Source organism: Streptomyces sp. NPDC045287 (genome assembly GCF_056432325.1).
Genome location: NZ_JBWKJG010000001.1, coordinates 664,453 through 686,461, shown reverse-complemented (window position 1 = coordinate 686,461; position 22,009 = coordinate 664,453). Strand labels below are relative to the sequence as shown.

The following is a 22,009-nucleotide window of genomic DNA, read 5'->3' as shown; positions in this document are numbered from 1 at the left end:
CCGCCCCGGCGGGCGCCGCCGCGTCCGCCGGGGCTCAGGGCCGGGCTACAGGAGGTCCCTGAGGCGTTCCGCGAGGAGGTCCCAGCGCCACGTCTCCTCGACCCACCGGCGGCCCCGCTCGCCCATGCGGCGGCGCAGCTCCGGGTCCTGGAGCAGGGGCACGATCCGCTCGGCGGCCTCCTGCGGGGAGCCGCCCCGTACGACCCAGCCGGTCTCGCCGTCCAGGACCGCGTCCGGGGCGCCGCCCGAGTCGCCGGCGACGACCGGGAGGCCCGTCGCGGACGCCTCCAGGTAGACGATGCCGAGCCCCTCGACGTCCAGCCCGCCGCGCCGGGTGCGGCACGGCATCGCGAACACGTCGCCGGCCCCGTAGTGCGCGGGCAGTTCCTCCCACGGCACGGGTCCCGTGAACCGCACGGAGCCGGCCACGCCCGTCTCCCGGGCGAGGCGGTGCAGGTCCTTCGCGTACGGGCCGCCGCCGACGACCAGCAGGACGGCGTCCGGCACGGCGGCGAGGACCGCGGGCATCGCCCGGATCAGCGTGTCCTGGCCCTTGCGCGGCACCAGCCGCGAGACGCACACGACCACGGGCCGGTCGGCCAGCCCCAGCCGGGCGCGCACGGCGTCGCCGCCCGAGCCGGGGTGGAAGGTCTTCTCGTCGACGCCGGGCGGCAGCCGCACCATGCGCGCCGCGGCCCCGGGGGTGAGCGCGGCGGCGATCCGGGAGCGCGTGTACTCCCCGAGGTACGTGATCGTGTCCGTGCCCTCGCCGATGCGCCGCAGCAGTTGCCGCGCGGCCGGCAGCTGCGCCCACCCGGCCTCGTGGCCGTGGGTCGTCGCGACCAGGCGGCGGGCCCCGGCCCGGCGCAGCGCGGGCGCCATCAGCCCGAGCGGCGCGGCCGCGCCGAACCACACCGACGTGCAGCCGTGCTCCCGCAGCAGCCCGGCCGCCCGCGCGGTCACCCGCGGGGTGGGCAGCAGCATCGTCGTGCGGTCCCGCACCACCCGGAACGGCTGCTCCGCGTCGAACCGGGCGGTCGCCTCCGCGCCCTCCCGCCCGTGCTTCCACGTGGAGGCGTAGACGACGACCCGGTCCGGATCCAGCCGCAGGGCCATGTTGTGCAGGAACGCCTGGATCCCGCCGGGCCGGGGAGGGAAGTCGTTCGTTACGATCAGCGTCTTGTGCATCGTGGCCGACAGTACCGAACGGCCCGCCCCCACCGCTCGCGCACCGTACCGCCCCCACCCGCAGACCACCACGAGACCGGACGAGGTACCGATGAAGCACCCGAGCGGACCGCGGCTGTCCCTGGCGGCCTTCTGGCTGCTCAGCAGGGCCGTCCTGCTGCTCTACACCTTCAGGGTCGTCTTCGTCCCCGGCCCGGACGTCACCACCGACGTCTCGGTGATCTACCACGACTGGTACGAGGTGCTGCGCGGCGGGACGTACCCGCTGGACGACGTGACGTGGCAGTACCCGCCGGCCGCGGCGTTCGCGATCCTCTCCCCCGGCCTGCTGCCGTTCCTGGAGTACGCGCACGCGTTCTTCGTGCTCGCGCTCGTCTGCGACGCGGTGGTCTTCGGGCTCCTCGTGTACGCGGGCGGACGCCCCGGCAAGAGCCCCGCGGGCGCCTGGGTGTGGCTCGTGGGCGTGCCGCTGCTCGGGCCGACCGCGTACTCCCGGTACGACATCATGGTCACCGCCGTCGCCGTCGCCGCGCTGCTCGCCGGGGTCCGCAGCCCGCGCACGATGGGCGTCCTCACCGGGATCGGCGCGCTGCTGAAGGTGTGGCCGGCGCTGCTGCTCGTGGGCACGGTGCGGGGCCGCGTCACGCGCCGCTCGTGGGCGGCGGCGGTCGTGTCGGGCGCGGCGGTGCTGGCGGCGTGCGTCCTCGCGGCGCCGGGCGCGCTGGCGTTCCTGACGTTCCAGCGCGACCGGGGCACCGAGGTGGAGTCGCTGGGGGCGCTGGTGTTCCACGTGGCGCGGTTCTTCGGCGGCTGGGACGGCGAGGTGCGGCTGAACTACGGGTCGGTGGAGTTCCTCGGCCCGTACGTGCCGCTGGTGAGCGGGGCGGCGATGGTGCTGACGGCGCTGGCGTTCGGCTGGCTGATGCTGTGGCGGCTGCGGGTCCGGGAGTTCGGCGCGACGACGCTGTGCGACGCGGCGTTCGTGGCGGTGCTGCTGTTCACCACGACGAGCCGGGTGATCAGCCCCCAGTACATGCTGTGGCTGGTCGGGCTGGCCGCGGTGTGCCTGGTGTGGCGGCGGAGCCGGATGCGCAAGGCGGCACTGATGGTGTTGGTGGCGACCGGGGTGACGCTCCTGGAGTTCCCGATCTGGTTCTCGCACGTGGTGGCCAGCGACGGGCCGGGCCTGGCGCTGCTGTTCGTCCGCAACGGGCTGCTCGTCGCGGCGTCCCTGGTCGCGGCGCGGCAACTGTGGCGGCAGACCGTCACCGAGCCGCGGCTGCGCGCGGCCGGGGACGGGGCCGGGCCGGCGCGGGTGCCGGCGCAGGGCGCTCACCGCGACGGGGCGCTGCTGAACTCCTGACGGAGGCGGCCCTGCCAGGCGCGGGTGAACTCCTCCGGCGTGGTGGCCAGGACCTCCCGGAAGGCGCGGCGCGCGCCGGACACCCCGACGGCCCGGTAGAAGTCGGCGAGCCGTTCCTCGCCCCACCGGTCCGCGATCAGCTCGCAGGCCAGCCAGGCGCCCTCGTAGGCGCGCGCCACGGCGGCGGGGTCCCCGCCGGAGGTGAAGTCCGCGTCGGGCGGGAGCGCCGCCGGCACGTTCCCGGCGCGCACCGCCCGGCCCAGCTCGGGCGCCGCCTCGGCCGCCGTGCGGCCCGTACCCCGGTACGCGATCTTGTCGGCCAGTCCCTCCGAGAGCCAGAGGGGCGTGGCGGCGGACGTGTCGGCGCGGGTGGCGACGTGGACGGTCTCGTGGGTGAGGACGAAGGCCCGCCCGAAGGCGCCGAGGTCCCGGTACGCCTCCGGGTTGACCACCACGCGGTCGGCGGCCCCGCCGCCGGTGCGCCCGGTGGTGACCGCGGCGACACCCCGGTACGCGGCGGTCCCCTCCCCGAGGAGGGCGGCCATGGCGTCGAGCGACCCCGGTACGAGGACGACGACCTTCTCCCGCCACGCCGCGCCCGGCCAGGCGGCCGCCACGGCGGGGACGGCGAGGTCGGCCGCCGCGGCGACCTCGCCGAGCAGCGCCGGGGGGTGGCCGACCCCGAGAACGAGGCTGTGGGTGCCGCGCACCGCCCGGACCTGCCCCTGGTCCCAGAGCTGGGCGGGCTGCCCCTCGGCGGGGCGGTCCGCGGTGACGCGCCACCGGCCGTCGTGCTCCACCAGGTCGAGGCGGCGCCGGACGGTGGCGGGGGCGCGGTCGTAGCCGTCGAGCACGTACGTCAGCTCGGCGTCGACGGTCGCGCGCCGGGCGCCCTCGTGCCGGACGTCGAGGACGCGGTAGGCCCGGGAGGCGAGCGGCACGCCGCCGAGCAGGCCCCGCACGAGGTCGCCCCGCGCGGCGACGGCCCGCCGGATGCCGCTCTCGTCCGCGGCTCCGCCCGGCCACGGGGCGCACCCCGTGACGGCCGCGACGAGCACGGCCACGACGGCGGCCCACCGCCTGAGAACACCCACGCGCCGATCGTAGGCGCACCGTGTCGGCCCGCCGTGCCCGCCCGCTCCGGCGGGCCGCCGCCGACCGCGCGGTCGGCCGGGCACGGGGACCGGGGTCTCAGACGCGGGTCACCGCCGAGACCGGCATCATGCCCACCGGGTCGTAACGGACCGGGGCGCCCGGGTAGGGGGCGTGGACGACCCGGCCGTGGCCCATGTACATCGCCACGTGGCTCGCGTCCGAGCGGTACGTCACCAGGTCGCCCGGCCGCGCCTCCGACAGCCCCACGTGCCGCCCCGCGTTCCGCTGCCCCTGCGAGGTGCGCGGCAGCCCCACCCCGGCCTGCGCGTACGCCCACTGCGTGAGGCCCGAGCAGTCGAAGGCGTCGGGCCCGTTCGCGCCCCACACGTACGGCTTGCCGACCGCCGACCGGGCGGCCCGCACGGCGGCGGCGGCCCGCGGTGACGCGGCCCCGACGGGCAGCGGCAGCAGGGCGCCGACGCGGCCGGAGCGGGAGGCCCGGTCGAAGGCGGCGCGCTCCCGCGACGGCAGGGAGTTCAGCAGCGTCCGCGCCGCGGTGAGCCTCCGCTCGATCTCCTGCTTGTGCCGGGCCAGGGCCGCGCGGCTGCGCTCCAGTTCGGCGAGGGCGCGGGTGGCCTCGGCGCGCTCCTGGGCCAGCCCCCGCTGCACGAGGCGGAGCCGGGCGAGCGTGGCGGCCTGCCGCTCGCTGAGCCGGTCCAGCGCGGCGGCCCTGTCGAGGTACGTGTCGGGCTCCTCCGAGAGCATCAGCGCGAGCGACGGGTCGATCCCGCCGGACCGGTACTGGGCGCCGGCGACCGAGCCGAGCGCGCCGCGCATGCGGTTGACGCGCTCCTGGCCGCGCGCCACGCCGTCGCGGGCGGCGTCGACGGCGATGCGGAGCCGGTCGGTGCGCTCGCCGGCGGCGTTGAAGCGCTCCGTGGCCTGCTCCGCCTCGGCGTAGAGCCGGTCGACGCGGGCGCGGACGGTGTGGGCGGGGTCGGTCGGCTCGGCCTGCACCGGGGTGGCGCCGAAGGCGGCGGCCGCCGTGGCCGCCGCGGCGGACAGGACGGTGACCCGGGTGGCGCTCCGTTGGAGGCCCGGGTGGGGGGGACGGCGGTGGGACGCCACGGACCGCGCTCCCTTCGACTGTTCGGGGCTGTTGCGCGCAGACAGTAGCCGGGCGGTCACGGCGTGATCAAAGCCCCCGGGAGGCGCGCACGGCGGCGCCCCGCCGGGAACCACAGGTCACCGGCGGGGCGGAGCGTCGGTACGGGGAGCGGAAATCCCCCGATCGGACGTGTGCGCGCGGCGGTTCGGGGAGGCCCCGGCGCATCGCGCGCCCTCACTGCCCGGGGCGCGGGCGGGACGGCTCAGATGCGGACGCCGAACTGGAACGTGCCCAGGTACTTCATCGCCTCGTAGCGGACGTGGGCGCCCGGGTACGGGGCGTGCAGGACGGTGTTGTTGCCGGCGTAGAGGCCGACGTGGGAGAGGTTGTTGAAGAAGACGAGGTCGCCCGGCTTGAGTTGGCTGCGGCCGATCTTCACGCCGTCGTTCTGCTGTGTGTACGTGGTGCGGGTGAGGCTGACGCCGGCCTGGCGGTAGGCCCACTGCGTCAGGCCGGAGCAGTCGTACGAGTTGGGGCCCTCGGCACCGGACACGTACGGCTTGCCGACCTGGGTGGCGGCGGCGCTGAGGGCGGCGGCGCCGCGCTGGGAGGCGGGGACCTCGTTGCCGAGCTCGACGCGCTCGCCGGCGTCGCGGCTGGCGCGCTCCTCCTCCGCCTGCATCTTCCGCCGCTCCTCGGCGGTGAGCGTGTTGAGGAGCTTCTGCGCTTCGGCGAGCTTGGTCTGGAACTTCTTCTTCTTCTCGCCGAGGGACTTGCGGACGTCCTCCAGGTCGGCGAGCTTCGCCGTGGCCTCGGCGCGCTGCTGGGCGAGGGTGCGCTGCTTGGCCTGGATGGTGCGCAGCGTCTCGGCCTGCTTCGCGGAGAGCTGGTCGACGGCGGACGCCTTGTCGAGGTAGTCGTCCGGGTTCGAGGAGAGGAAGAGCTGGAGCGAGGGGTCCATGCCGCCGTTGCGGTACTGGGCGCTGGCGACCGAACCGATGCCGTCGCGCAGGGCGTTGAGCTCCTCCTGGCCGCGGGCGACCTGGTCCTGGAGGGCCGTGACCTCCTTCTGGAGCTTCTCGCGGCGCTCGTCGGCGAGGTTGAACTGCTCCGTGGCCTCCTCGGCCTCGTGGTGGAGCTTGTCGACCTTCTCCTTGACCTGTTCCTTGCTGGGCTGCGGCGTGGCCGAAGCGGTCTGGGCGGTCAGGGCGACGGCAGCGGCGGCGGTCGCGGTGAGCACGGTCACACGGGCGCGGCTCGGCTGCTTGGGTCGACGGTGGGACGCCACGGAGGCGAGCTCCTTCTTCCTCGTTCGAGCCGCCTGCCGGGTCGACGGTCAATGCCCCGGTTCCGCGCTAGGCGTCCGGACACTCCCCCGTGATCCAGGTCCGAACTGCACGGTTCAGGCGGTGCCTTCGCTGCCGTCCCGGATGGACGGTCAACCGCGCGAAGGTTCGAGCCCAGACCCTAGTGACCAAGTTGTGATCAGTTCAAATCCTCATGAGAAAAATCTCTCCCACCCGGCCCTTTCTTGGCGCGCGCCCCACAGCGCGTCACGGGAAGTTGACGTTGGGTCCCCCGCACGCGTCCTCAAACCGGGCATCCCACCCAGGAGTTACGAGATGCGCGAAAGCCGCTTCAGCAGCATCACGGACGCGACCGGGCGGGCGCCGGACTTGGCGACGCCGTCGGCCACCTCCCGGTCGCTGGAGACCACGACCACCGGCCGGCCCGCGGGCTCGGCGCGGACGAGCTGGCGGATCAGCTCGTCGGCGGTCACCCCCGGCTTGGAGAACAGCACGCGCACCCCGCGCGGCGGGGCGAGCAGCACCGGGGCGACCAGCTCCGCGCCGTCGAAGACGCAGGTGACCTCGGCGCCCGAGCGGGCGGCGAGCGCGGAGAGCCCGCCGAGCAGCCGCAGCCGCTGCTTCTCCAGCGGCATCGTCGGATAGCCGGTCTTGGTGACGTTGTAGCCGTCGACGACGAGGTGGGCCTGCGGGAGGGCGAGGAGCTGGTCGAGGAGGGCCGGGTCGGTCTCGGACAGCGCGCGGGCGGCGACGTCCTTCGGCGACATCCGGCCGGGCTCCACCGCCTCCACGGAGTCCGCGGGCCGTACGGAGACGGGCGGCAGGGCCAGTTCGCGGCGCAGCCCCTGGGCGGCCTCCAGGACCGTGTCCAGCAGCAGCCGGAGCCGCACGTCCTCCACCGAGCGGCCCTCGCGGGCGGCCCGGCGGCTCGCCTCCAGCGCGGCCTCGGTCTCGCCGAGCCGGGCCTTGAGGCGGCGGGTCTCGCTCTCGGCGGCCGAGACGCGGGCGGCGGCGTCCGCCCGGACGCCGTCGATCTCCGCCTGGGCGCGGCGCAGGGCGGCCTCGCCGCGCTTGACGTCGCTCTGCGCGCTGCGGAGCTTGCGCTGAAGCGATTCGGCTTCCTTGCGGGCCGCCTCCAGCTCGGAGCGCAGCCGCTCCGTCTCCACGCGGGTGTGCGCGCGGGCCTCCGCCAGCTCTTCGCGCAGCCGCTCCAGTTCGCGCCGGCCCGCCTCGTCGGCGCGCTCGGCGTCCGCGCGCTGCACCTCCTCGCCCGCGGCGGCGACCAGCTTGACCCAGCCGGTGGGGCGCAGCACGTACGCCGCCGCCGCCACGTCGACCGGGTCGGCGGCGGCGGGCGGCACGCCCGACTCGACGGCCGCGGCCAGCTCCGGCTGGGCGGTCCGCAGCCGATCGCCGATGCGCTGCCGGAACAGCGCGTCGCCCTCCAGGGCGGCGGCCATCGCGTTGCCCGCGAACCGGGCCCGCCGGGAGGGGGTGAACCGGGCGTACTGGCGAAGCTGCGACGGCAGCTCGGGGACCGTCAGACCGCCGAACGCCTCGGAGACGAGCGCGACCACCCGGCGCCGTACCGCCTCGGGCAGCGGGCGGTCGAGCGCCTCGGCGGCGTCACCGGCCGCGCCGGCCGACTCAGCGCCGCTTGCGGGCTGCGCCACGATCCGTCACCCCACTACCCGTCCGTTCTGACTCTGCCGGGCCGCCCGTCGTCCCGGGCCCGCGCTCAGGAGCCGGCGCCCGGCCTGTCCACCAGCTCGATCTGGTCCACCGCGTTGCACCAGCGGCAGCGGACCGACTCGATGGTCTCACTGACCACCTCGCGCTCCTCCACCGTGGGTTCCCCCGCCAGGTCCAGATGGACGTACTCCACGACCTTCGAGGAGCGCGTCACGTCGAAGCGCGTCAGATTGCCGCAGAGCGTGCAGCGCCAACGGGTGTCGGCGGTCGGCTGGGGAACCGTCGTCATGGTGCCGTCCTTGTCATGGTCCGGTCGTTCCAGTGCTTCGACCCGCGGTGCGCCCTCGAACTGCGGGTGCCCCGGGAGCGGCCCGGGCACGCCCGTAACCCTACGGCCTCCGCGGTCCCGCCTGCGCGGACGGTGGGGAGCGGGGAGAGGGGTGCCCGCCCCGGCGAGGCGCTCTGTCCCGCTCGCGCCCTCTACGTCATGATCTGTGCGTGATCGATTGGCGTGGAGCGTTGCGGCGCACCGTCACCGGCCCCTCGGTGACGTACGGCGTCATCGGGGTGTGCGCGCTGGTCTTCGTCCTCGGCCCGGCCTCGGGCCTGCGGGCCTCGTACGGGAGCGGGGACGCCCTGATCACCGCGCAGAGCACGTACTTCCGGCGCTGGGGGGTGATCCCGGCGGACCTCCTGAGCGGTTCCCTCCCGGCGCTGCTCACCCCGCTCAGCGCCCTGTTCGTGCACGGCAACTGGCTGCACCTGCTGGGGAACATGCTGTTCCTCTTCGTCTTCGGCGCGATGGCCGAGGAGCGGATGGGGCACATCCGGTTCGGGGTGTTCTACGTGGTGTGCGGCTACCTCGCGCTGGCCGGTTACGCCCTGGCCCACGCGGACAGCGGGCAGACCCTGGTGGGGGCGTCGGGGGCGGTCTCGGGGGTCCTCGGCGCCTTCCTGTACCTCTTCCCCCGGGCGCGGGTGACCAGCCTCTTCCCGTTCCTGTTCTTCCTGCCGCTGCGCTTCCCCGCCTGGATCGTCCTGGTCTTCTGGTTCGCCCTCCAGTGGCTGGCGGCGCGCGGGGCGGGCAGCGGGCCCGGGGTCGCCTACCTCGCGCACCTCGTCGGGTTCGCGCTGGGGTTCCTGTACGCGTGGGCGCGCTACCGGGGCATTAGAGTGAAGGCTCCAGCAGCGGCCACCGAGGGAGAGGGACAGCCGTGATCACCGCGATCGTGCTCATCAAGACCAGCGTGGACCGCATCCCGGAGATCGCGGAGGCGATCGCCGCGCTCGACAGCGTGAGCGAGGTCTTCTCCGTCACCGGGACCTACGACCTGGTCGCCATGGTCCGCGTGCCCCGGCACGAGAACCTGGCCGACATCATCCCCGGCCGCATCAGCAAGATCCCCGGCGTCGTCGCGACGGACACGCACGTCGCGTTCCGCACGTACTCGCAGCACGACCTGGAAGCGGCCTTCGCGATCGGTCTCGACGCCTGACCGCCCCGCCCCACCGATTCACCCGAACGGGTGAGGCGGAATCAGCCACGGCGCGATCGCCGTCTCAGCCGCGGTCGGGCACGCAGCGCCCGTCCTCCGTGCGGTAGCTCCAGCGGGCGCCGTCCCTGACCAGTTCCCGCACGGCGCGGACGAAGCGGTCGACGTGCTCGTCGGGGGTGCCCGCGCCGAAGCTGACCCGGATCGCGTTGAGGGACCGCTCCCCCGGCCCGCCCTCCGGCGCCCCGCACTCCCCCGGCTCCTGCGGCGTCCCGCCCAGCAGGGTCCGGACCAGCGGGTGGGCGCAGAACAGCCCGTCGCGGACGCCGATGCCGTACTCGGCGGAGAGCGCCGCGGCGAAGTGCGAGCTGTTCCAGCCCTCCACGACGAAGGAGAGGACGCCGACGCGCGGGGCGTCGTCGCCGAACAGCGACAGCACCCGCACCTCGGGCACCTCGGCCAGCCCCTCCCGCACGCGGGCGATCAGCTCCTGCTCACGGGCCACGAGCGCGTCGAAGCCGGCCGCGGTGAGCGCCTCGCAGGCCGAGGCGATGGCGTAGGCGCCGATCACGTTCGGCGAGCCGGCCTCGTGGCGGGCCGCCGTGGTGTGCCAGGCGACCTCCACCCCGCCGTCGGCCCGCCGGGCCACCGTCCGCGACGCGCCGCCGCCCGCCAGGTACGGCTCGGCGTCCCGCAGCCAGTCGGCCCGCCCGGCCAGCACACCGGCCCCGAAGGGCGCGTACAGCTTGTGCCCCGAGAACGCCACCCAGTCCACGTCCAGGTCCGCCACGTCCACCGGGTGGTGCGGCGCCAGCTGGGCGGCGTCCAGCACGATCCGCGCGCCGTGCGCGTGCGCGGCGGCCGCCAGCTCCCGTACCGGCCACAGCTCGCCGGTCACGTTGGAGGCGCCGGTCACGCACACGAGGGCGGGGCCGTGGGGGTCCCGGCCGGCGAGGGCCCGCTCCAGCGTCTCCACGGCCCGGCCGGGGGTGCGGGGCGCGTCCAGGTACGTCACGCGGGCGTCGCGCCACGGCAGGAGCGAGGCGTGGTGCTCGGTCTCGAAGACGAACACCTCGCAGCCGGCCGGGAGGGCGTGCGCGAGCAGGTTCAGCGAGTCGGTCGTGGAGCGGGTGAACACGACCTGGTCGCCGGGGCGGCAGCCGAGGAACTCCGCGACCGTCCTGCGGCTGTTCTCGAACAGGTCCGTGGAGAGCTGCGACAGGTACCCGGCGCCCCGGTGGACGCTGCCGTAGTACGGCGCGTACGCGGCGACGTCGTCCCACACGCGCTGGAGCGCCGGGGCGCTGGCCGCGTAGTCCAGCGCGGCGTACACGGCCTCCCCGCCGGTGACGAGCGGCACGGTCACGTCCCGCCCGAGCACGGGCAGCGGCAGGGCGGCGGGGGCGGAGCACTCGGCGGAGGCGGGGGCGACGGAGGCGACAGCGACGGGGGCGGAGGCGACGGCGGTGTTCGGGTACGCGGACATGGCGGATTCTCCCGGCGAGGACAAGGCGAACGGAGGTGGAGGCCCACGGGGACGGCTCGACTGCCGTACCGCACGCGGGTGTTGCCTCGACGCGCGGCGACGACGGCCGCGCGGAGGAGGGGGAAGGGGCCGGAAGGGCCCTAGCGCATTCGCTTGCTCACGAGACTGCTCCCTCGGGACCAGGACCCCAGGGTGTGCAGGGGTCCGCGCTTGCCGCAGACCTCTCTGCCTGCGGCCTGGTCTTCACCCGGGGCACCCCGCCACGGACGGAGGGTTGCCGGACAGCGGGCCGGGGCCGTAGTCGCTGTCACTCATGACCTTGTCGAGCATCCTGCCACACCTACCCGGTCACCGCGCAAGACGGGGTCCGCACAGTGGACGGGTCCGCGGCGCGCACCCCGGGCGGGGCGGTGCCGCGGACCCGTGGAACCCACGCCCCGTCAGGGGACGTTCGCGCCCACGGCGTTCACGGGCGCCGGTCGCCGGACGGGGGGCCTTCGCGGTGGGCCGCCCGGCGCCGCCGCAGTTCCTCCAGCCATCCCCGCACCTGTTCGTCGTCGTGCAGGTACGGCTCCCCGGGCCCCGGCCGCAGGTCGATTCCGTGCAGGAGCCCCAGCGCCCACCAGGACGGTTCGTCCCACGCGAGCGCGTCGTCGGCGACCCGGCGCCCGGCCCACCGGTCGGCGGCCTCCCGGCTCACGCGCCCCTCGACCACGGCGGCCAGACACGCCTCGACCTCGTCCGGGTCCGGTCGGCGGTCACCGCTCACGGACCTCACCGCGTCCCGGACGGGGCCGGCGTCGATGGGGGCGGCACTAGCGGTTGCTGACCCGCACCCAGCGGTCCAGGGCGTCGCGGGCGGCGCCCGAATCGACGGACTCGGCGGCCTTCGCCATGCCGGCCCGCAACTGCTCGGCCAGCGGCGCGTCCGACGGGTCCAGCGCGACCAGCGCCGCCGCCGCGTTCAGCAGCACCGCGTCCCGCACCGGCCCGGTCTCGCCGGCCAGCAGACGGCGCGCCACGTCCGCGTTGTACGAGGCGTCGGCACCGCGCAGGGCCTCCACCGGGACCAGGTCGAGGCCCACGTCGCGCGGGTGGAAGACCTCCTCCCGGACGGTCCCGTCCCGCACGACCCACACCCGGGACCCGGCCGTCGTCGTCAGCTCGTCCAGCCCGTCGTCACCGCGGAACACCAGCGCCGACGAGCCGCGCTCGGCGAGCACCCCGGCGAGGATCGGCGCCATCCGGGCATCGGCCACCCCCGTCGCCTGGGCGCGGACCCGGGCCGGGTTGGTCAGCGGGCCCAGGAAGTTGAACGTCGTGCGGATGCCCAGCTCCTTGCGGGCGGCGGCGACGTGGCGGAGCGCCGGGTGGAACTTGACGGCGAAGCAGAACGTGATGCCCGCCTCCTCCGCCACCTCGGCGACCCGCTCCGGGGACAGCTCCAGGTTGACGCCGAGCTTCTCCAGGACGTCGGAGGCCCCCGACGCGGACGAGGCGGCGCGGTTGCCGTGCTTGACGACCTTCGCGCCCGTACCGGCGACGACGACCGCCGACATGGTGGAGATGTTGACGGTCTTCGCGCCGTCGCCGCCCGTGCCGACGATGTCGACCGACCGCCCCGGGACCTCGATGGTCCGGGCGTGGGCGTACATGGTGCGGACGAGGCCGGAGATCTCCTCCACGGTCTCGCCCTTGGCGCGCAGGGCCACCGCGAAGCCGGCGATCTGCGCGTCCGTGGCCTCCCCGCCGAGGATGCGCTCCATCGCCCACGCGGTCGTGTCCGCGTCCAGGTCCCGCCCCGAGAGCAGGGCGTCGAGGAGGACGGGCCAGGAGCGGCCCGCCGCGGTAGGTCCTCCAGCGGGTGGCACAGCGCTCATGGTCGCTCCTGGGTCCGTGACGGGTGGGACGGGACCAGCCTAGCGAGCCCCGGGGACGGCGAAGAGCCCCGTCCGACGATTGGACGGGGCTCTCGCCGTGGCGACCTTCAGGTCAGGTGATCAGTGGTGGCCGTGGCCCGCGCTGATCTCCTTGTACTCCTCGACCGTGGCCTTGGGGATCTGGTTCCCCTCGCCGTAGTAGCCCTTGCTGAGCTTCGAGCGGAGCTTCTCCTTGGCCGTCGGCTTGCGCTCGACGCCGTTCTCGTCGACCGTCGGGCCGATCTCGGCCGGGGCGTACTGCTCGTGCGCGGTGAGCGCGTGGAGCTGCGCCTGGCTGAGCGGCTCGTGGACCTCGACGAACTCACCGTGCGGCAGCCGCTTGATGATGCCGGTCTCGCGGCCGTGCAGCACCTTGTCGCGGTCGCGGCGCTGGAGGCCCAGGCAGATCCGCTTGGTGACGATGAACGCGAGGACCGGTCCGAGGAAGAAGAAGATCCGGACGAACCAGGTGACCGCGTTGATCGACAGGTGGAAGTAGGTGGCGACGATGTCGTTGCCACCGCCGATCAGCATGATCATGTAGCCGGTGACCCAGGCGACGCCGAGCGCCGTCCGCGTCGGGGCGTTGCGCGGGCGGTCCAGGATGTGGTGCTCGCGCTTGTCGCCGGTGATCCACGACTCGATGAACGGGTACGCCGCGATCGCCGCCAGCATCACGCCGAACAGGACCAGCGGGAGGAACACGCCCAGGACGAGCGTGTGGCCCCACAGGTTGATCTCCCAGCCGGGCATGGCGCGGATGAGGCCCTCGGCGAAGCCCATGTACCAGTCGGGCTGGGCGCCGGTGGACACCATGTCCGGGCGGTACGGGCCGAGCGCCCACACCGGGTTGATGGTGAACATGCCGGCGATGGCCGCGATGACGCCGAAGACCAGGAAGAAGAAGCCGCCGGCCTTGGCGATGTAGACCGGCATGAACGGCATGCCGACCACGTTCTTGTTCGTCCGGCCGGGGCCCGCGAACTGCGTGTGCTTGTGGTAGAAGACCAGGATCAGGTGGGCCACCACGAGGCCGAGCATGATGCCCGGCAGCAGCAGGATGTGGATCGAGTAGAACCGGGCGACCATGTCGTGGCCGGGGAACTCGCCGCCGAAGAGGAACATCGACAGGTACGTGCCCACGATCGGCACGGACAGGATCGCGCCCTGCGTGAAGCGCACACCGGTGCCGGAGAGCAGGTCGTCCGGGAGCGAGTAGCCGGTGAAGCCGGTGAACATGCCCAGGACGAACAGCAGGAAGCCGAACAGCCAGTTGATCTCGCGCGGCTTGCGGAACGCGCCGGTGAAGAAGACGCGCATCATGTGCACGAACATGCCGGCGATGAAGATCAGCGCCGCCCAGTGGTGGATCTGACGGATCAGCAGGCCACCGCGGACGTCGAAGCTGATGTCCAGGGTCGAGGCGTACGCCTCCGTCATCCGGACGCCGTGCATCGGCACGTACGAGCCGTGGTACACGACCTCGTTCATGCTCGGGTGGAAGAACAGCGTCAGGTACACACCCGTGAGGATGATGATCAGGAAGCTGTAGAGGCAGATCTCGCCCAGCATGAAGGACCAGTGGTCCGGGAAGATCTTGCGCATGTTGGCCTTGGCCAGGGAGTAGATCCCGAGCCGGCCGTCCGCCCAGTCGGCCACCCGCTCACCGGCGGGCGCCTTCCGCTTGTCGTGTGCGGTACTCATCCGCGCTCCCAGAATGCAGGACCGACCGGCTCCTCGAAGTCGCCGAGCGCCTCGAGGAAGCCCTTGTCATTGACGCCGATCCGCAGCTGCGGGAGGGCGTGACCGGCAGGGCCGAAGATGACGCGGGCGCCGTCGGAGAGGTCGAAGGTGGACTGGTGGCACGGGCAGAGGACGTGGTGGGTCTGCTGCTCGTACAGGGAGATCGGGCAGCCCACGTGGGTGCAGATCTTGGAGAACGCGACGATGCCGTCGTGGGACCACTCCAACTCGCGCTTGTCCTTGATGTCCTCCGGCTGGATCCGGACGATCATCAGGGCATCCTTGGCGATCTTGTTGTTGAAGTCGTGGTCTTCCTCGCTCAGGCCCTCCGGCATGGCGAAGGTGAGCGAGCCCACCGCGACGTCCTCGGGACGCAGCGGCTCGTGCGTGTTCATGTTGATGAGCTGCTTGCCCTTGCCCCAGGACGTGTGGAAGAGCTTCTTCTCGGGCAGCGGGCCCAGCTCGCGCAGCAGCACGACACCGGAGAGCGGCACCATGGCCAGCGCGCCGAACATGGTGTTGCGGATCAGCTTGCGCCGGCCGAGCGCGGACTCCTTGGCGCCCTGGGCGAAGTCGGCCATGATCTTGGCCTTGACCTCCGGCGCCGCCTCGATCGGGTGGCGGTCGTCGGCGATCTCCACGTCCGACATCAGCGTGCGGGCCCAGTGGACCGCGCCGGCGCCGATGCAGAAGAGGGCGAGGCCCAGCGTCAGGCCGAGCGACAGGTTGGTCGCGCTCACGTGGCCGAGCGGCCACACGTACACGATCTTGTCGACCGGGAAGATCACGAACGAGGCGATGAAGCCGACCGTGGCCAGCATCGAGATCGTGAAGAGCAGGGCGACCGTGCGCTCCGAGCGCTTGGCGGCCCGCTCGTCGATGTCCTGGATGCGGGGCTTGTGGGGCGGCAGCCCCGGGTTGGCGAACGGGTTCTCGGCTAGCGCCTTGCCGTGCGCGGTGTCCTGCTCGTGCAGGCTCTCTTCGGAAATCTCTTGGCTACTCATGACTTCTTGGCCTTAGCGGTGTGGGCCGCGACCCAGACGGCGACAGCGATCAGCGAACCCAGCCCGAAGATCCAGCCGAACAGGCCCTCGCTGACCGGTCCGAGGCCGCCCAGCGCGAAGCCGCCGGGGGTCGGCGTCTCCTCACCGTTCACGGCCTTGATGTACGCGATGATGTCCTTCTTCTCCTTCTCCGGCATCGTCGTGTCGGGGAAGGAGGGCATGTTCTGCGGGCCGGTCTGCATGGCCTCGTAGATGTGCTTCTCGCTGACGTCGTCGAGGCTCGGTGCGTACTTGCCCTTGGTGAGCGCGCCACCCTCGCCGGTGAAGTTGTGGCACTGGGCGCAGTTGTTGCGGAAGAGTTCGCCACCCCTGGCGACGTCCGCGCCTTCCACGCTGTACTGCTTCTCGGTGGGGGTGATCGGACCGGCACCGAGCGACGCGATGTACGCCGCGAGCTGGTCGATCTGGGCCTGCGTGTAGATGTTCTTCTTCCGCGGGACCTGGGCGCCCGGCTGCTGCGCGGGCATGCGGCCGGTGCCGACCTGGAAGTCGACGGCGGCGGCGCCCACGCCGACCAGGGACGGGCCGTCGGAGGTGCCCTGACCGCCGGTGCCGTGGCAGCTGGCGCAGCCGACGGTGTAGAGCTTCTTGCCCTCCTCGATGGCGAGGGACTGGGCGGTCTCGTCGGCCTGTGCCGTGCTCGCGGGCGCGAACGCGGCGTACAGCCCCCCGGTGGCCGCCAGCGCGAGAAGTAGGACGACGACCGCCGCCAGCGGATGGCGTCGTCGTGCGGAGAGCTTTTTCACGGATTACCCCGGTGTCAGGATCTTCTGCGTCGATGCTTGCTGGAAGTCGGGCCTGGCCCGATTACTTGATCATGTAGATCGTGGCGAAGAGGCCGATCCAGACGACATCGACGAAGTGCCAGTAGTAGGACACGACGATGGCGGCGGTTGCCTGCTCGTGAGTGAACCGCCTCGCGGCGTACGTCCGGCCGAGGACCAGCAGGAACGCGATGAGGCCACCCGTCACGTGGAGGCCGTGGAAGCCGGTGGTCAGGTAGAACACCGAGCCGTACGGGCCGGAGGAGAGGGACATGCCCGCCTCCTTGACCAGCTCGGTGTACTCGAGGACCTGGCCGCCGATGAAGATCGCGCCCATGATGAACGTCACGATGAACCAGGCGCGCAGCTTCTTCACGTCGCCGCGCTCGGCGGCGAAGACGCCGAGCTGGCAGGTGAGGGAGGAGAGCACCAGGATCGTGGTGTTGGTCGCCGAGAACGGGAAGTTCAGGTGGCCCGCCTGCTCGGACCAGTATTCGGCACCCGTTACCGATCGCAGGGTGAAGTACATCGCGAAGAGGGCCGCGAAGAACATCAGCTCGGAACTCAGCCAGATGATGGTTCCGACGCTGGTGAGGTTCGGTCGATTGACCGACGGGTGCGCGTGCCCGGTATCTACTGTCGTTGCTGTCGCCACGACCGACATTATGTCGGTCGCTTATCCCGCCCTCACTCCGGGGGGTGCCGTTCGGAGTGTCCCGGCCCTCCCCGGGCGCCGCGACCGCACCCGAACGGCCCATCGTGGACGCGTCCGAAGCGGTGACGGGACGGTGTTGACGGGCTGTGGGACGGAGTAGCATCCGCCGCATCGGTTACCGAGCACTGCCACGTACGAACTCGGAGGAACCATGCAGCCCCACGCCACCGTACTGGTCTACAGCGATGACGCGAACACCCGCGCGCAGGTGCGGCTGGCGGCCGGGCGGCGCCCCGCGGCCGACGTTCCCCCGGTCGAGTACGTCGAGTGCGCGACGCTGCCGGCGGTCCTGGAGGAGCTGGGCGGGGGCGGTGTCGACGTGTGCGTGCTGGACGGCGAGGCCGTTCCGGCGGGCGGGATGGGCGTGTGCCGGCAGATCAAGGACGAGGTCTTCGACTGCCCGCCGGTGCTGCTGCTGATCGGACGGCCGCAGGACGCGTGGTTGGCGACGTGGAGCCGGGCCGACGCGGCGGTGACGCTGCCGGTGGACCCCGCGGAGCTGGCGGAGGCCCTGGCGGCGCTGCTGCGCAGCCGCCTGTCCGTGGAGGCCTGACCTCCGCCCCTTCCCGCACCGGTGCCGGGGCCCCGGCTACAGCGGCTGGGGCCGCAGCCGGGCGGGGGCGGTGCCCTCGCGGGCGTCGGCGTGGACGGCGCTGCCCCGGCGCCACTGGTCCCAGGGCAGGTTCCAGTCGCCGAAGCCGTTGCCGAACGGGGTCATCTCCTCGCCCTGGCTGTTGACGACCTCGACGATGTCGCCGCGCCGGATGTTCTCGAAGAACCAGGCGGCGTTGCCGGTGGACATCCCGACGCAGCCGTGGCTGACGTTGGCGTACCCCTGCGAACCGACCGACCAGGGCGCGGCGTGGACGTACTCGCCGCTCCAGGTGACGCGGGTCGCGTAGTGGACGGGCAGGTCGTACGCCTCGCTGCTGTCCGCCGCGATGCCGACCGTGGTGCTGCGCATCCGGACGAACGGCTGCTTCTCCAGCACCACCTTGACGCCGTTGCGCGTGGCGAAGCCGGGCTTGCCGGTCGTCACCGGAATGGTGTTGATCACTTCACCGTTGCGCTTGACGACCATGTGGTGGGTGGACGCGTCGGCGATGGCCTCGACGCGGTCGCCGATGTCGATGCGGAGCGGGGCGGTCGCCGTGCCGTAGAGGCCGTGGGCGACGGGGGCGCCGGCGAGGCGGCTCGTCAGGGTGACGGAGGCGCCGGCGGGCCAGTACTCCTTGGGCCGGAAGTGGAGCTCCTTGGCGTCGACCCAGTGCCAGGCGCCGACGACGGCGGGGGTGGAGCGGACCTCCAGGGCGCGCTCGACGGCCGCGCGGCCCTCCTGGGAGGTGACGGGGGCGCTCAGGGTCGCCGTGAGGGGCTGTCCGACGCCGTACTTGCCCGCCTCCGGCCCGAAATCCACCTTCAGGAGCTTCTTGGCCCGCGCCGTCCGGAACGTCAGCGTACGGACGCCCGGTGCCCCGTCGTCGTCCTCCGTGGCGACCCTGACGGTGTAGCGGGCGTCGGCGGCGAGCGGGCGGGTGGAGCGCCAATCGGTGCCGTCGGCGGAGAGCTCGCCCGCCAGGCGGCGCCCGGCCCCGTCGACGGCGGTGACGTCCGTGATCCGGGCGTCGTCGTCCGTGGCGGTGACGGTGAGGGGCTTGCCGAGGGGGACCTCGCGGTCCTCGGCGAAGCCGGCGAGGGCCACCTGCCGGGTGGCGTCGTAGGGCCGCGCGGAGAGCGGGTGGCCGTCCGGTCCTCCGCAGCCGGCCACGCCGGCGACCGTGGTGACGGCCAGCAGGGAGCAGCTGAGGGCGATGCGGAGGCTCGGCGTGTGGCTCATAGCCACACCGTAGGAACGGCGGTCGGGGGCGGCACTCCGGATGGGTGCAAAAGAGGGACCCGGCGGCCTCTTCCCGGAGGCCGCCGGGTCCCTTCACCCCTACGGGTGACTACTGGTTCTGGTTCTCGCCCCGGTAGTACTCGAAGACCCAGCCCCAGATGCCGATCAGGATGATCGGCAGGGAGAAGAACATCAGCCACCAGTCGAGGGCGACGCCGAGGAAGGCGAACGCGCCACCGATGGCCAGGGAGAGCGGCTGCCAGCTGTGCGGCGAGAAGAAGCCGAGCTCACCGGCCTCGTCCGCGACGTCGGCCTCCTTGTCGTCCTGCGCCATGGCGTCCACGCGCCGGGCCGTGAAGGCCAGGTAGTAGCCGACCATGATCGCCAGGCCGAAGGCCATGAACAGCGCGGTGGTGCCGACCGGCTCCTTCGACCACAGGCCGTACAGGACGGCCATGGCCAGGATGAAGAAGCTCAGCCAGATGAACATCTTGCCCTGGATCTTCACTTGCCGGCCTCCTTGCCGCCGACCAGCGCGGTGTGCTCGCGGCCCTGGTTCTCGAGCTGGTCGATCGCGGCGATCTCAGGGTGGTGCAGGTCGAACGCCGGGGATTCGGAGCGAATGCGCGGCAGCGTGAGGAAGTTGTGGCGCGGCGGCGGGCAGGACGTGGCCCACTCCAGCGACCGGCCGTAGCCCCACGGGTCGTCGACCTCGATCTTCTTGCCGTACTTGGCGGTCTTCCAGACGTTGTAGAAGAACGGCAGGATCGACATGCCGAGCAGGAACGAGCTGATCGTGGAGATCGTGTTCAGCGCGGTGAAGCCGTCCGCGGCCAGGTAGTCCGCGTAGCGGCGGGGCATGCCCTCGGCGCCCAGCCAGTGCTGGACGAGGAACGTGCCGTGGAAGCCGATGAACAGCGTCCAGAAGGTGATCTTGCCGAGGCGCTCGTCCAGCATCTTCCCGGTGAACTTCGGCCACCAGAAGTGGAATCCGGCGAACATCGCGAACACCACGGTGCCGAAGACGACGTAGTGGAAGTGCGCGACGACGAAGTACGAGTCGGAGACGTGGAAGTCCATCGGCGGCGACGCCAGGATCACACCGGTCAGGCCACCGAAGGTGAAGGTGACCAGGAAGCCGATCGTCCAGAGCATCGGCGTCTCGAAGGACAGCGAGCCCTTCCACATGGTGCCGATCCAGTTGAAGAACTTCACACCGGTCGGGACCGCGATCAGGAAGGTCATGAAGGAGAAGAACGGCAGCAGCACACCGCCGGTGACGTACATGTGGTGCGCCCACACCGTCACGGACAGGCCGGCGATCGCGATGGTCGCGGCCACGAGGCCGATGTAACCGAACATCGGCTTGCGGCTGAAGACCGGGACGATCTCGGAGACGATGCCGAAGAACGGCAGCGCGATGATGTACACCTCTGGATGGCCGAAGAACCAGAAGAGGTGCTGCCAGAGCAGGGCACCGCCGTTGGCCGAGTCGAAGATGTGCGCGCCGAACTTGCGGTCGGCCTCCAGCGCGAAGAGCGCCGCGGCCAGGACCGGGAAGGCGAGCAGGACCAGGACACCGGTCAGCAGCACGTTCCAGGTGAAGATCGGCATGCGGAACATCGTCATGCCGGGGGCGCGCATGCAGATGATGGTGGTGATGAAGTTGACCGAGCCGAGGATCGTGCCGAAGCCGGAGAAGGCCAGACCCATGATCCACATGTCGGCGCCGACCCCCGGCGAGCGGACGGCGTCCGACAGCGGGGTGTAGGCGAACCAGCCGAAGTCGGCGGCACCCTGCGGGGTGAGGAAGCCGGCCACGGCGATGATTGAGCCGAACAGGTAGAGCCAGTAGGCGAACATGTTCAGCCGCGGGAACGCCACGTCGGGCGCGCCGATCTGCAGCGGCATGATCCAGTTCGCGAATCCGGCGAACAGCGGCGTCGCGAACATCAGCAGCATGATCGTGCCGTGCATCGTGAACGCCTGGTTGAACTGCTCGTTCGACATGATCTGCGTGCCGGGGCGGGCCAGTTCGGCGCGCATGAACAGCGCCAGCAGACCGCCGATGCAGAAGAAGACGAACGAGGTGACCAGGTAGAGCGTGCCGATCGTCTTGTGGTCGGTGGTGGTCAGCCACTTCACGACGCGGTTGCCGGGCTGCTTGCGCCGGACGGGCAGCTCGTTCTGGTACGGCTCCTTCGAGCCGTCAGCTGCCGTGGCGGCACCCTGAGGTTCGTTGAGGATGCTCACAGTTGGTTCTTCTCCGCATTCCTGGCCGGGTCCGTCTGCTCAATGCCCGACGGGATGTAGCCGGTCTGCCCCTTCTCGGCCAGCTCCTTGAGGTGCTGCTGGTAGCGCTCCGGGGAGACGACCTTGACGTTGAAGAGCATCCGGGAGTGGTCGACGCCGCACAGTTCGGCGCACTTGCCCAGGAAGGTGCCCTCCCGGGTGGGGGTCACCTCGAAGGCGTTGGTGTGGCCCGGGATGACGTCCTGCTTCATCAGGAAGGGGACCACCCAGAAGGAGTGGATGACGTCGCGGGAGGTCAGGACGAACCGGACCTTCTCCCCCTTCGGCAGCCACAGCGTCGGGCCCGGGTTGCCGGTCTGCGGGTTCCGCGTCCCCGGGACGCCGACGTCGTGGACGCCCTCGGCACCGGCGGGGAACTGCTTCTGCCACTTGTCCGGAATGGCACCGAGCTCCGGGGAGGGCTCGGCGCCCGTGGTGGCGTCGCCGTCCACGTTCTCGATGTAGTTGAAGCCCCAGCTCCACTGGTAGCCGACCACGTTGATCGTGTGGGCCGGCTTGTCGGAGAGGGCGAGGAGCTTGGACTCGTCACGCGCGGTGAAGTAGAAGAGCACCGAGACGATGATGAGCGGGGTCACCGTGTACAGCGCCTCGATGGGCATGTTGTACCGGGTCTGCGGAGGAACCTCGACCTTGGTGCGGCTGCGCCGGTGGAAGATGACGCTCCACAGGATCAGGCCCCACACGAGCACGCCCGTGGCGAGCGCTGCCGCCCACGAGCCCTGCCAGAGGGAGAGGATCCGCGGGGCCTCCTCCGTCACCGGGGTGGGCATACCGAGGCGAGGGAAGTCCTCCCAGTTGTACGAGCAACCGGAGGCGGTAGCCAGGATCAGGCCCGCAGTCAGCACCTGCGGCAGCTTCCGCCGCATCGGGCGCCGCGACGAGCGGTCGGAGCCGTTGGGACTCACGTAGCGCCTTCCCGAGA

At 72.2% G+C, this 22,009-nt stretch carries 21 protein-coding genes and 1 riboswitch; of the genes, 4 read left to right on the top strand and 17 right to left on the bottom strand.

Annotated elements, in window-relative coordinates; genetic code table 11:
• Nucleotides 1-45: 45 nt before the first annotated feature.
• On the bottom strand, nt 46-1,188 hold the full coding sequence (locus AC07D6_RS03005) for a glycosyltransferase family 4 protein (RefSeq protein ID WP_479041434.1): 1,143 nt from the start codon (nt 1,186-1,188) through the stop codon (nt 46-48).
• A gap of 91 nt (nt 1,189-1,279) precedes the next feature.
• Between AC07D6_RS03005 and AC07D6_RS03000 the strand changes: the two genes are divergently transcribed.
• Nucleotides 1,280-2,551, top strand: a complete 1,272-nt coding sequence (locus AC07D6_RS03000) for a glycosyltransferase 87 family protein (RefSeq protein ID WP_479041432.1) — start codon at nt 1,280-1,282, stop codon at nt 2,549-2,551.
• Here AC07D6_RS03000 and AC07D6_RS02995 read toward each other — a convergent pair.
• The 5 genes from AC07D6_RS02995 to AC07D6_RS02975 form a co-directional block, all read right to left on the bottom strand.
• Complete coding sequence (locus AC07D6_RS02995; RefSeq protein ID WP_479041430.1) at nt 2,521-3,645, bottom strand: hypothetical protein; 1,125 nt, start codon at nt 3,643-3,645, stop codon at nt 2,521-2,523. The genes AC07D6_RS03000 and AC07D6_RS02995 overlap by 31 nt on opposite strands.
• A 97-nt stretch (nt 3,646-3,742) precedes the next feature.
• A complete protein-coding gene (locus AC07D6_RS02990) occupies nt 3,743-4,774 on the bottom strand; it encodes a C40 family peptidase (protein ID WP_479041428.1) in 1,032 nt (343 codons plus the stop codon).
• 242 nt (nt 4,775-5,016) lie between these two features.
• Nucleotides 5,017-6,042: a C40 family peptidase gene (locus tag AC07D6_RS02985; RefSeq protein WP_315879613.1), complete on the bottom strand. Its 1,026-nt coding sequence runs from the start codon at nt 6,040-6,042 to the stop codon at nt 5,017-5,019.
• A 327-nt stretch (nt 6,043-6,369) separates the two neighbouring features.
• Nucleotides 6,370-7,734 (bottom strand): NYN domain-containing protein, encoded by a 1,365-nt coding sequence (locus AC07D6_RS02980; RefSeq protein ID WP_315879612.1) that lies wholly within the window; start codon nt 7,732-7,734, stop codon nt 6,370-6,372.
• A gap of 65 nt (nt 7,735-7,799) precedes the next feature.
• Nucleotides 7,800-8,042 (bottom strand): hypothetical protein, encoded by a 243-nt coding sequence (locus AC07D6_RS02975; RefSeq protein ID WP_149179381.1) that lies wholly within the window; start codon nt 8,040-8,042, stop codon nt 7,800-7,802.
• A gap of 209 nt (nt 8,043-8,251) precedes the next feature.
• Between AC07D6_RS02975 and AC07D6_RS02970 the strand changes: the two genes are divergently transcribed.
• A complete protein-coding gene (locus tag AC07D6_RS02970) occupies nt 8,252-8,971 on the top strand; it encodes a rhomboid family intramembrane serine protease (protein WP_315879611.1) in 720 nt (239 codons plus the stop codon).
• Nucleotides 8,968-9,249, top strand: a complete 282-nt coding sequence (locus AC07D6_RS02965; protein ID WP_479041424.1) for an Lrp/AsnC family transcriptional regulator — start codon at nt 8,968-8,970, stop codon at nt 9,247-9,249. Before AC07D6_RS02970 ends, AC07D6_RS02965 begins: the two co-directional genes overlap by 4 nt.
• A gap of 64 nt (nt 9,250-9,313) precedes the next feature.
• Here AC07D6_RS02965 and AC07D6_RS02960 read toward each other — a convergent pair whose 3' ends face one another.
• The 7 genes from AC07D6_RS02960 to ctaE all read right to left on the bottom strand — a co-directional run bounded on the left by AC07D6_RS02960 (nt 9,314) and on the right by ctaE (nt 16,886).
• A complete protein-coding gene (locus tag AC07D6_RS02960) occupies nt 9,314-10,732 on the bottom strand; it encodes an aminotransferase class V-fold PLP-dependent enzyme (RefSeq protein WP_315879609.1) in 1,419 nt (472 codons plus the stop codon).
• A gap of 201 nt (nt 10,733-10,933) precedes the next feature.
• Nucleotides 10,934-11,051: riboswitch (SAM riboswitch) on the bottom strand.
• Nucleotides 11,052-11,198: 147 nt separating this feature from the next.
• Nucleotides 11,199-11,501: a hypothetical protein gene (locus AC07D6_RS02955; RefSeq protein WP_479041422.1), complete on the bottom strand. Its 303-nt coding sequence runs from the start codon at nt 11,499-11,501 to the stop codon at nt 11,199-11,201.
• 46 nt (nt 11,502-11,547) lie between these two features.
• The gene (gene trpD, locus AC07D6_RS02950; RefSeq protein ID WP_479041420.1) at nt 11,548-12,612 is read right to left on the bottom strand and encodes an anthranilate phosphoribosyltransferase; all 1,065 of its coding nucleotides are present in this window, start codon (nt 12,610-12,612) and stop codon (nt 11,548-11,550) included.
• Nucleotides 12,613-12,732: 120 nt separating this feature from the next.
• Nucleotides 12,733-14,355 carry a cytochrome bc1 complex cytochrome b subunit gene (gene qcrB, locus AC07D6_RS02945; RefSeq protein WP_315879606.1) on the bottom strand — a complete coding sequence of 541 codons (1,623 nt, stop codon included), beginning with the start codon at nt 14,353-14,355 and terminating at the stop codon, nt 12,733-12,735.
• Nucleotides 14,352-15,398 carry a cytochrome bc1 complex Rieske iron-sulfur subunit gene (qcrA, locus tag AC07D6_RS02940; RefSeq protein WP_315879605.1) on the bottom strand — a complete coding sequence of 349 codons (1,047 nt, stop codon included), beginning with the start codon at nt 15,396-15,398 and terminating at the stop codon, nt 14,352-14,354. The genes qcrB and qcrA overlap by 4 nt, the downstream gene beginning before the upstream one ends.
• On the bottom strand, nt 15,395-16,204 hold the full coding sequence (gene qcrC / locus AC07D6_RS02935; RefSeq protein ID WP_315879604.1) for a cytochrome bc1 complex diheme cytochrome c subunit: 810 nt from the start codon (nt 16,202-16,204) through the stop codon (nt 15,395-15,397). The genes qcrA and qcrC overlap by 4 nt, the downstream gene beginning before the upstream one ends.
• Nucleotides 16,205-16,265: 61 nt before the next feature.
• Complete coding sequence (gene ctaE / locus AC07D6_RS02930; RefSeq protein ID WP_023589066.1) at nt 16,266-16,886, bottom strand: aa3-type cytochrome oxidase subunit III; 621 nt, start codon at nt 16,884-16,886, stop codon at nt 16,266-16,268.
• A 202-nt stretch (nt 16,887-17,088) separates the two neighbouring features.
• On the opposite strand from ctaE, the gene AC07D6_RS02925 reads away from it, so the two are divergent.
• Entirely contained in the window at nt 17,089-17,490 is a 402-nt protein-coding gene (locus tag AC07D6_RS02925) for a hypothetical protein (RefSeq protein WP_315879603.1), read from the top strand.
• 36 nt (nt 17,491-17,526) lie between these two features.
• Here AC07D6_RS02925 and AC07D6_RS02920 read toward each other — a convergent pair whose 3' ends face one another.
• From AC07D6_RS02920 to ctaC, 4 genes are all read right to left on the bottom strand, one after another.
• Nucleotides 17,527-18,774, bottom strand: a complete 1,248-nt coding sequence (locus tag AC07D6_RS02920) for a L,D-transpeptidase (RefSeq protein ID WP_479041416.1) — start codon at nt 18,772-18,774, stop codon at nt 17,527-17,529.
• Nucleotides 18,775-18,883: 109 nt separating this feature from the next.
• Nucleotides 18,884-19,282: a cytochrome c oxidase subunit 4 gene (locus AC07D6_RS02915; protein ID WP_315879601.1), complete on the bottom strand. Its 399-nt coding sequence runs from the start codon at nt 19,280-19,282 to the stop codon at nt 18,884-18,886.
• Complete coding sequence (gene ctaD, locus AC07D6_RS02910; protein ID WP_315879600.1) at nt 19,279-21,027, bottom strand: aa3-type cytochrome oxidase subunit I; 1,749 nt, start codon at nt 21,025-21,027, stop codon at nt 19,279-19,281. Before ctaD ends, AC07D6_RS02915 begins: the two co-directional genes overlap by 4 nt.
• Nucleotides 21,024-21,992: an aa3-type cytochrome oxidase subunit II gene (ctaC, locus tag AC07D6_RS02905; protein WP_315879599.1), complete on the bottom strand. Its 969-nt coding sequence runs from the start codon at nt 21,990-21,992 to the stop codon at nt 21,024-21,026. Before ctaC ends, ctaD begins: the two co-directional genes overlap by 4 nt.
• Between the last annotated feature and the right edge of the window lie 17 nt (nt 21,993-22,009).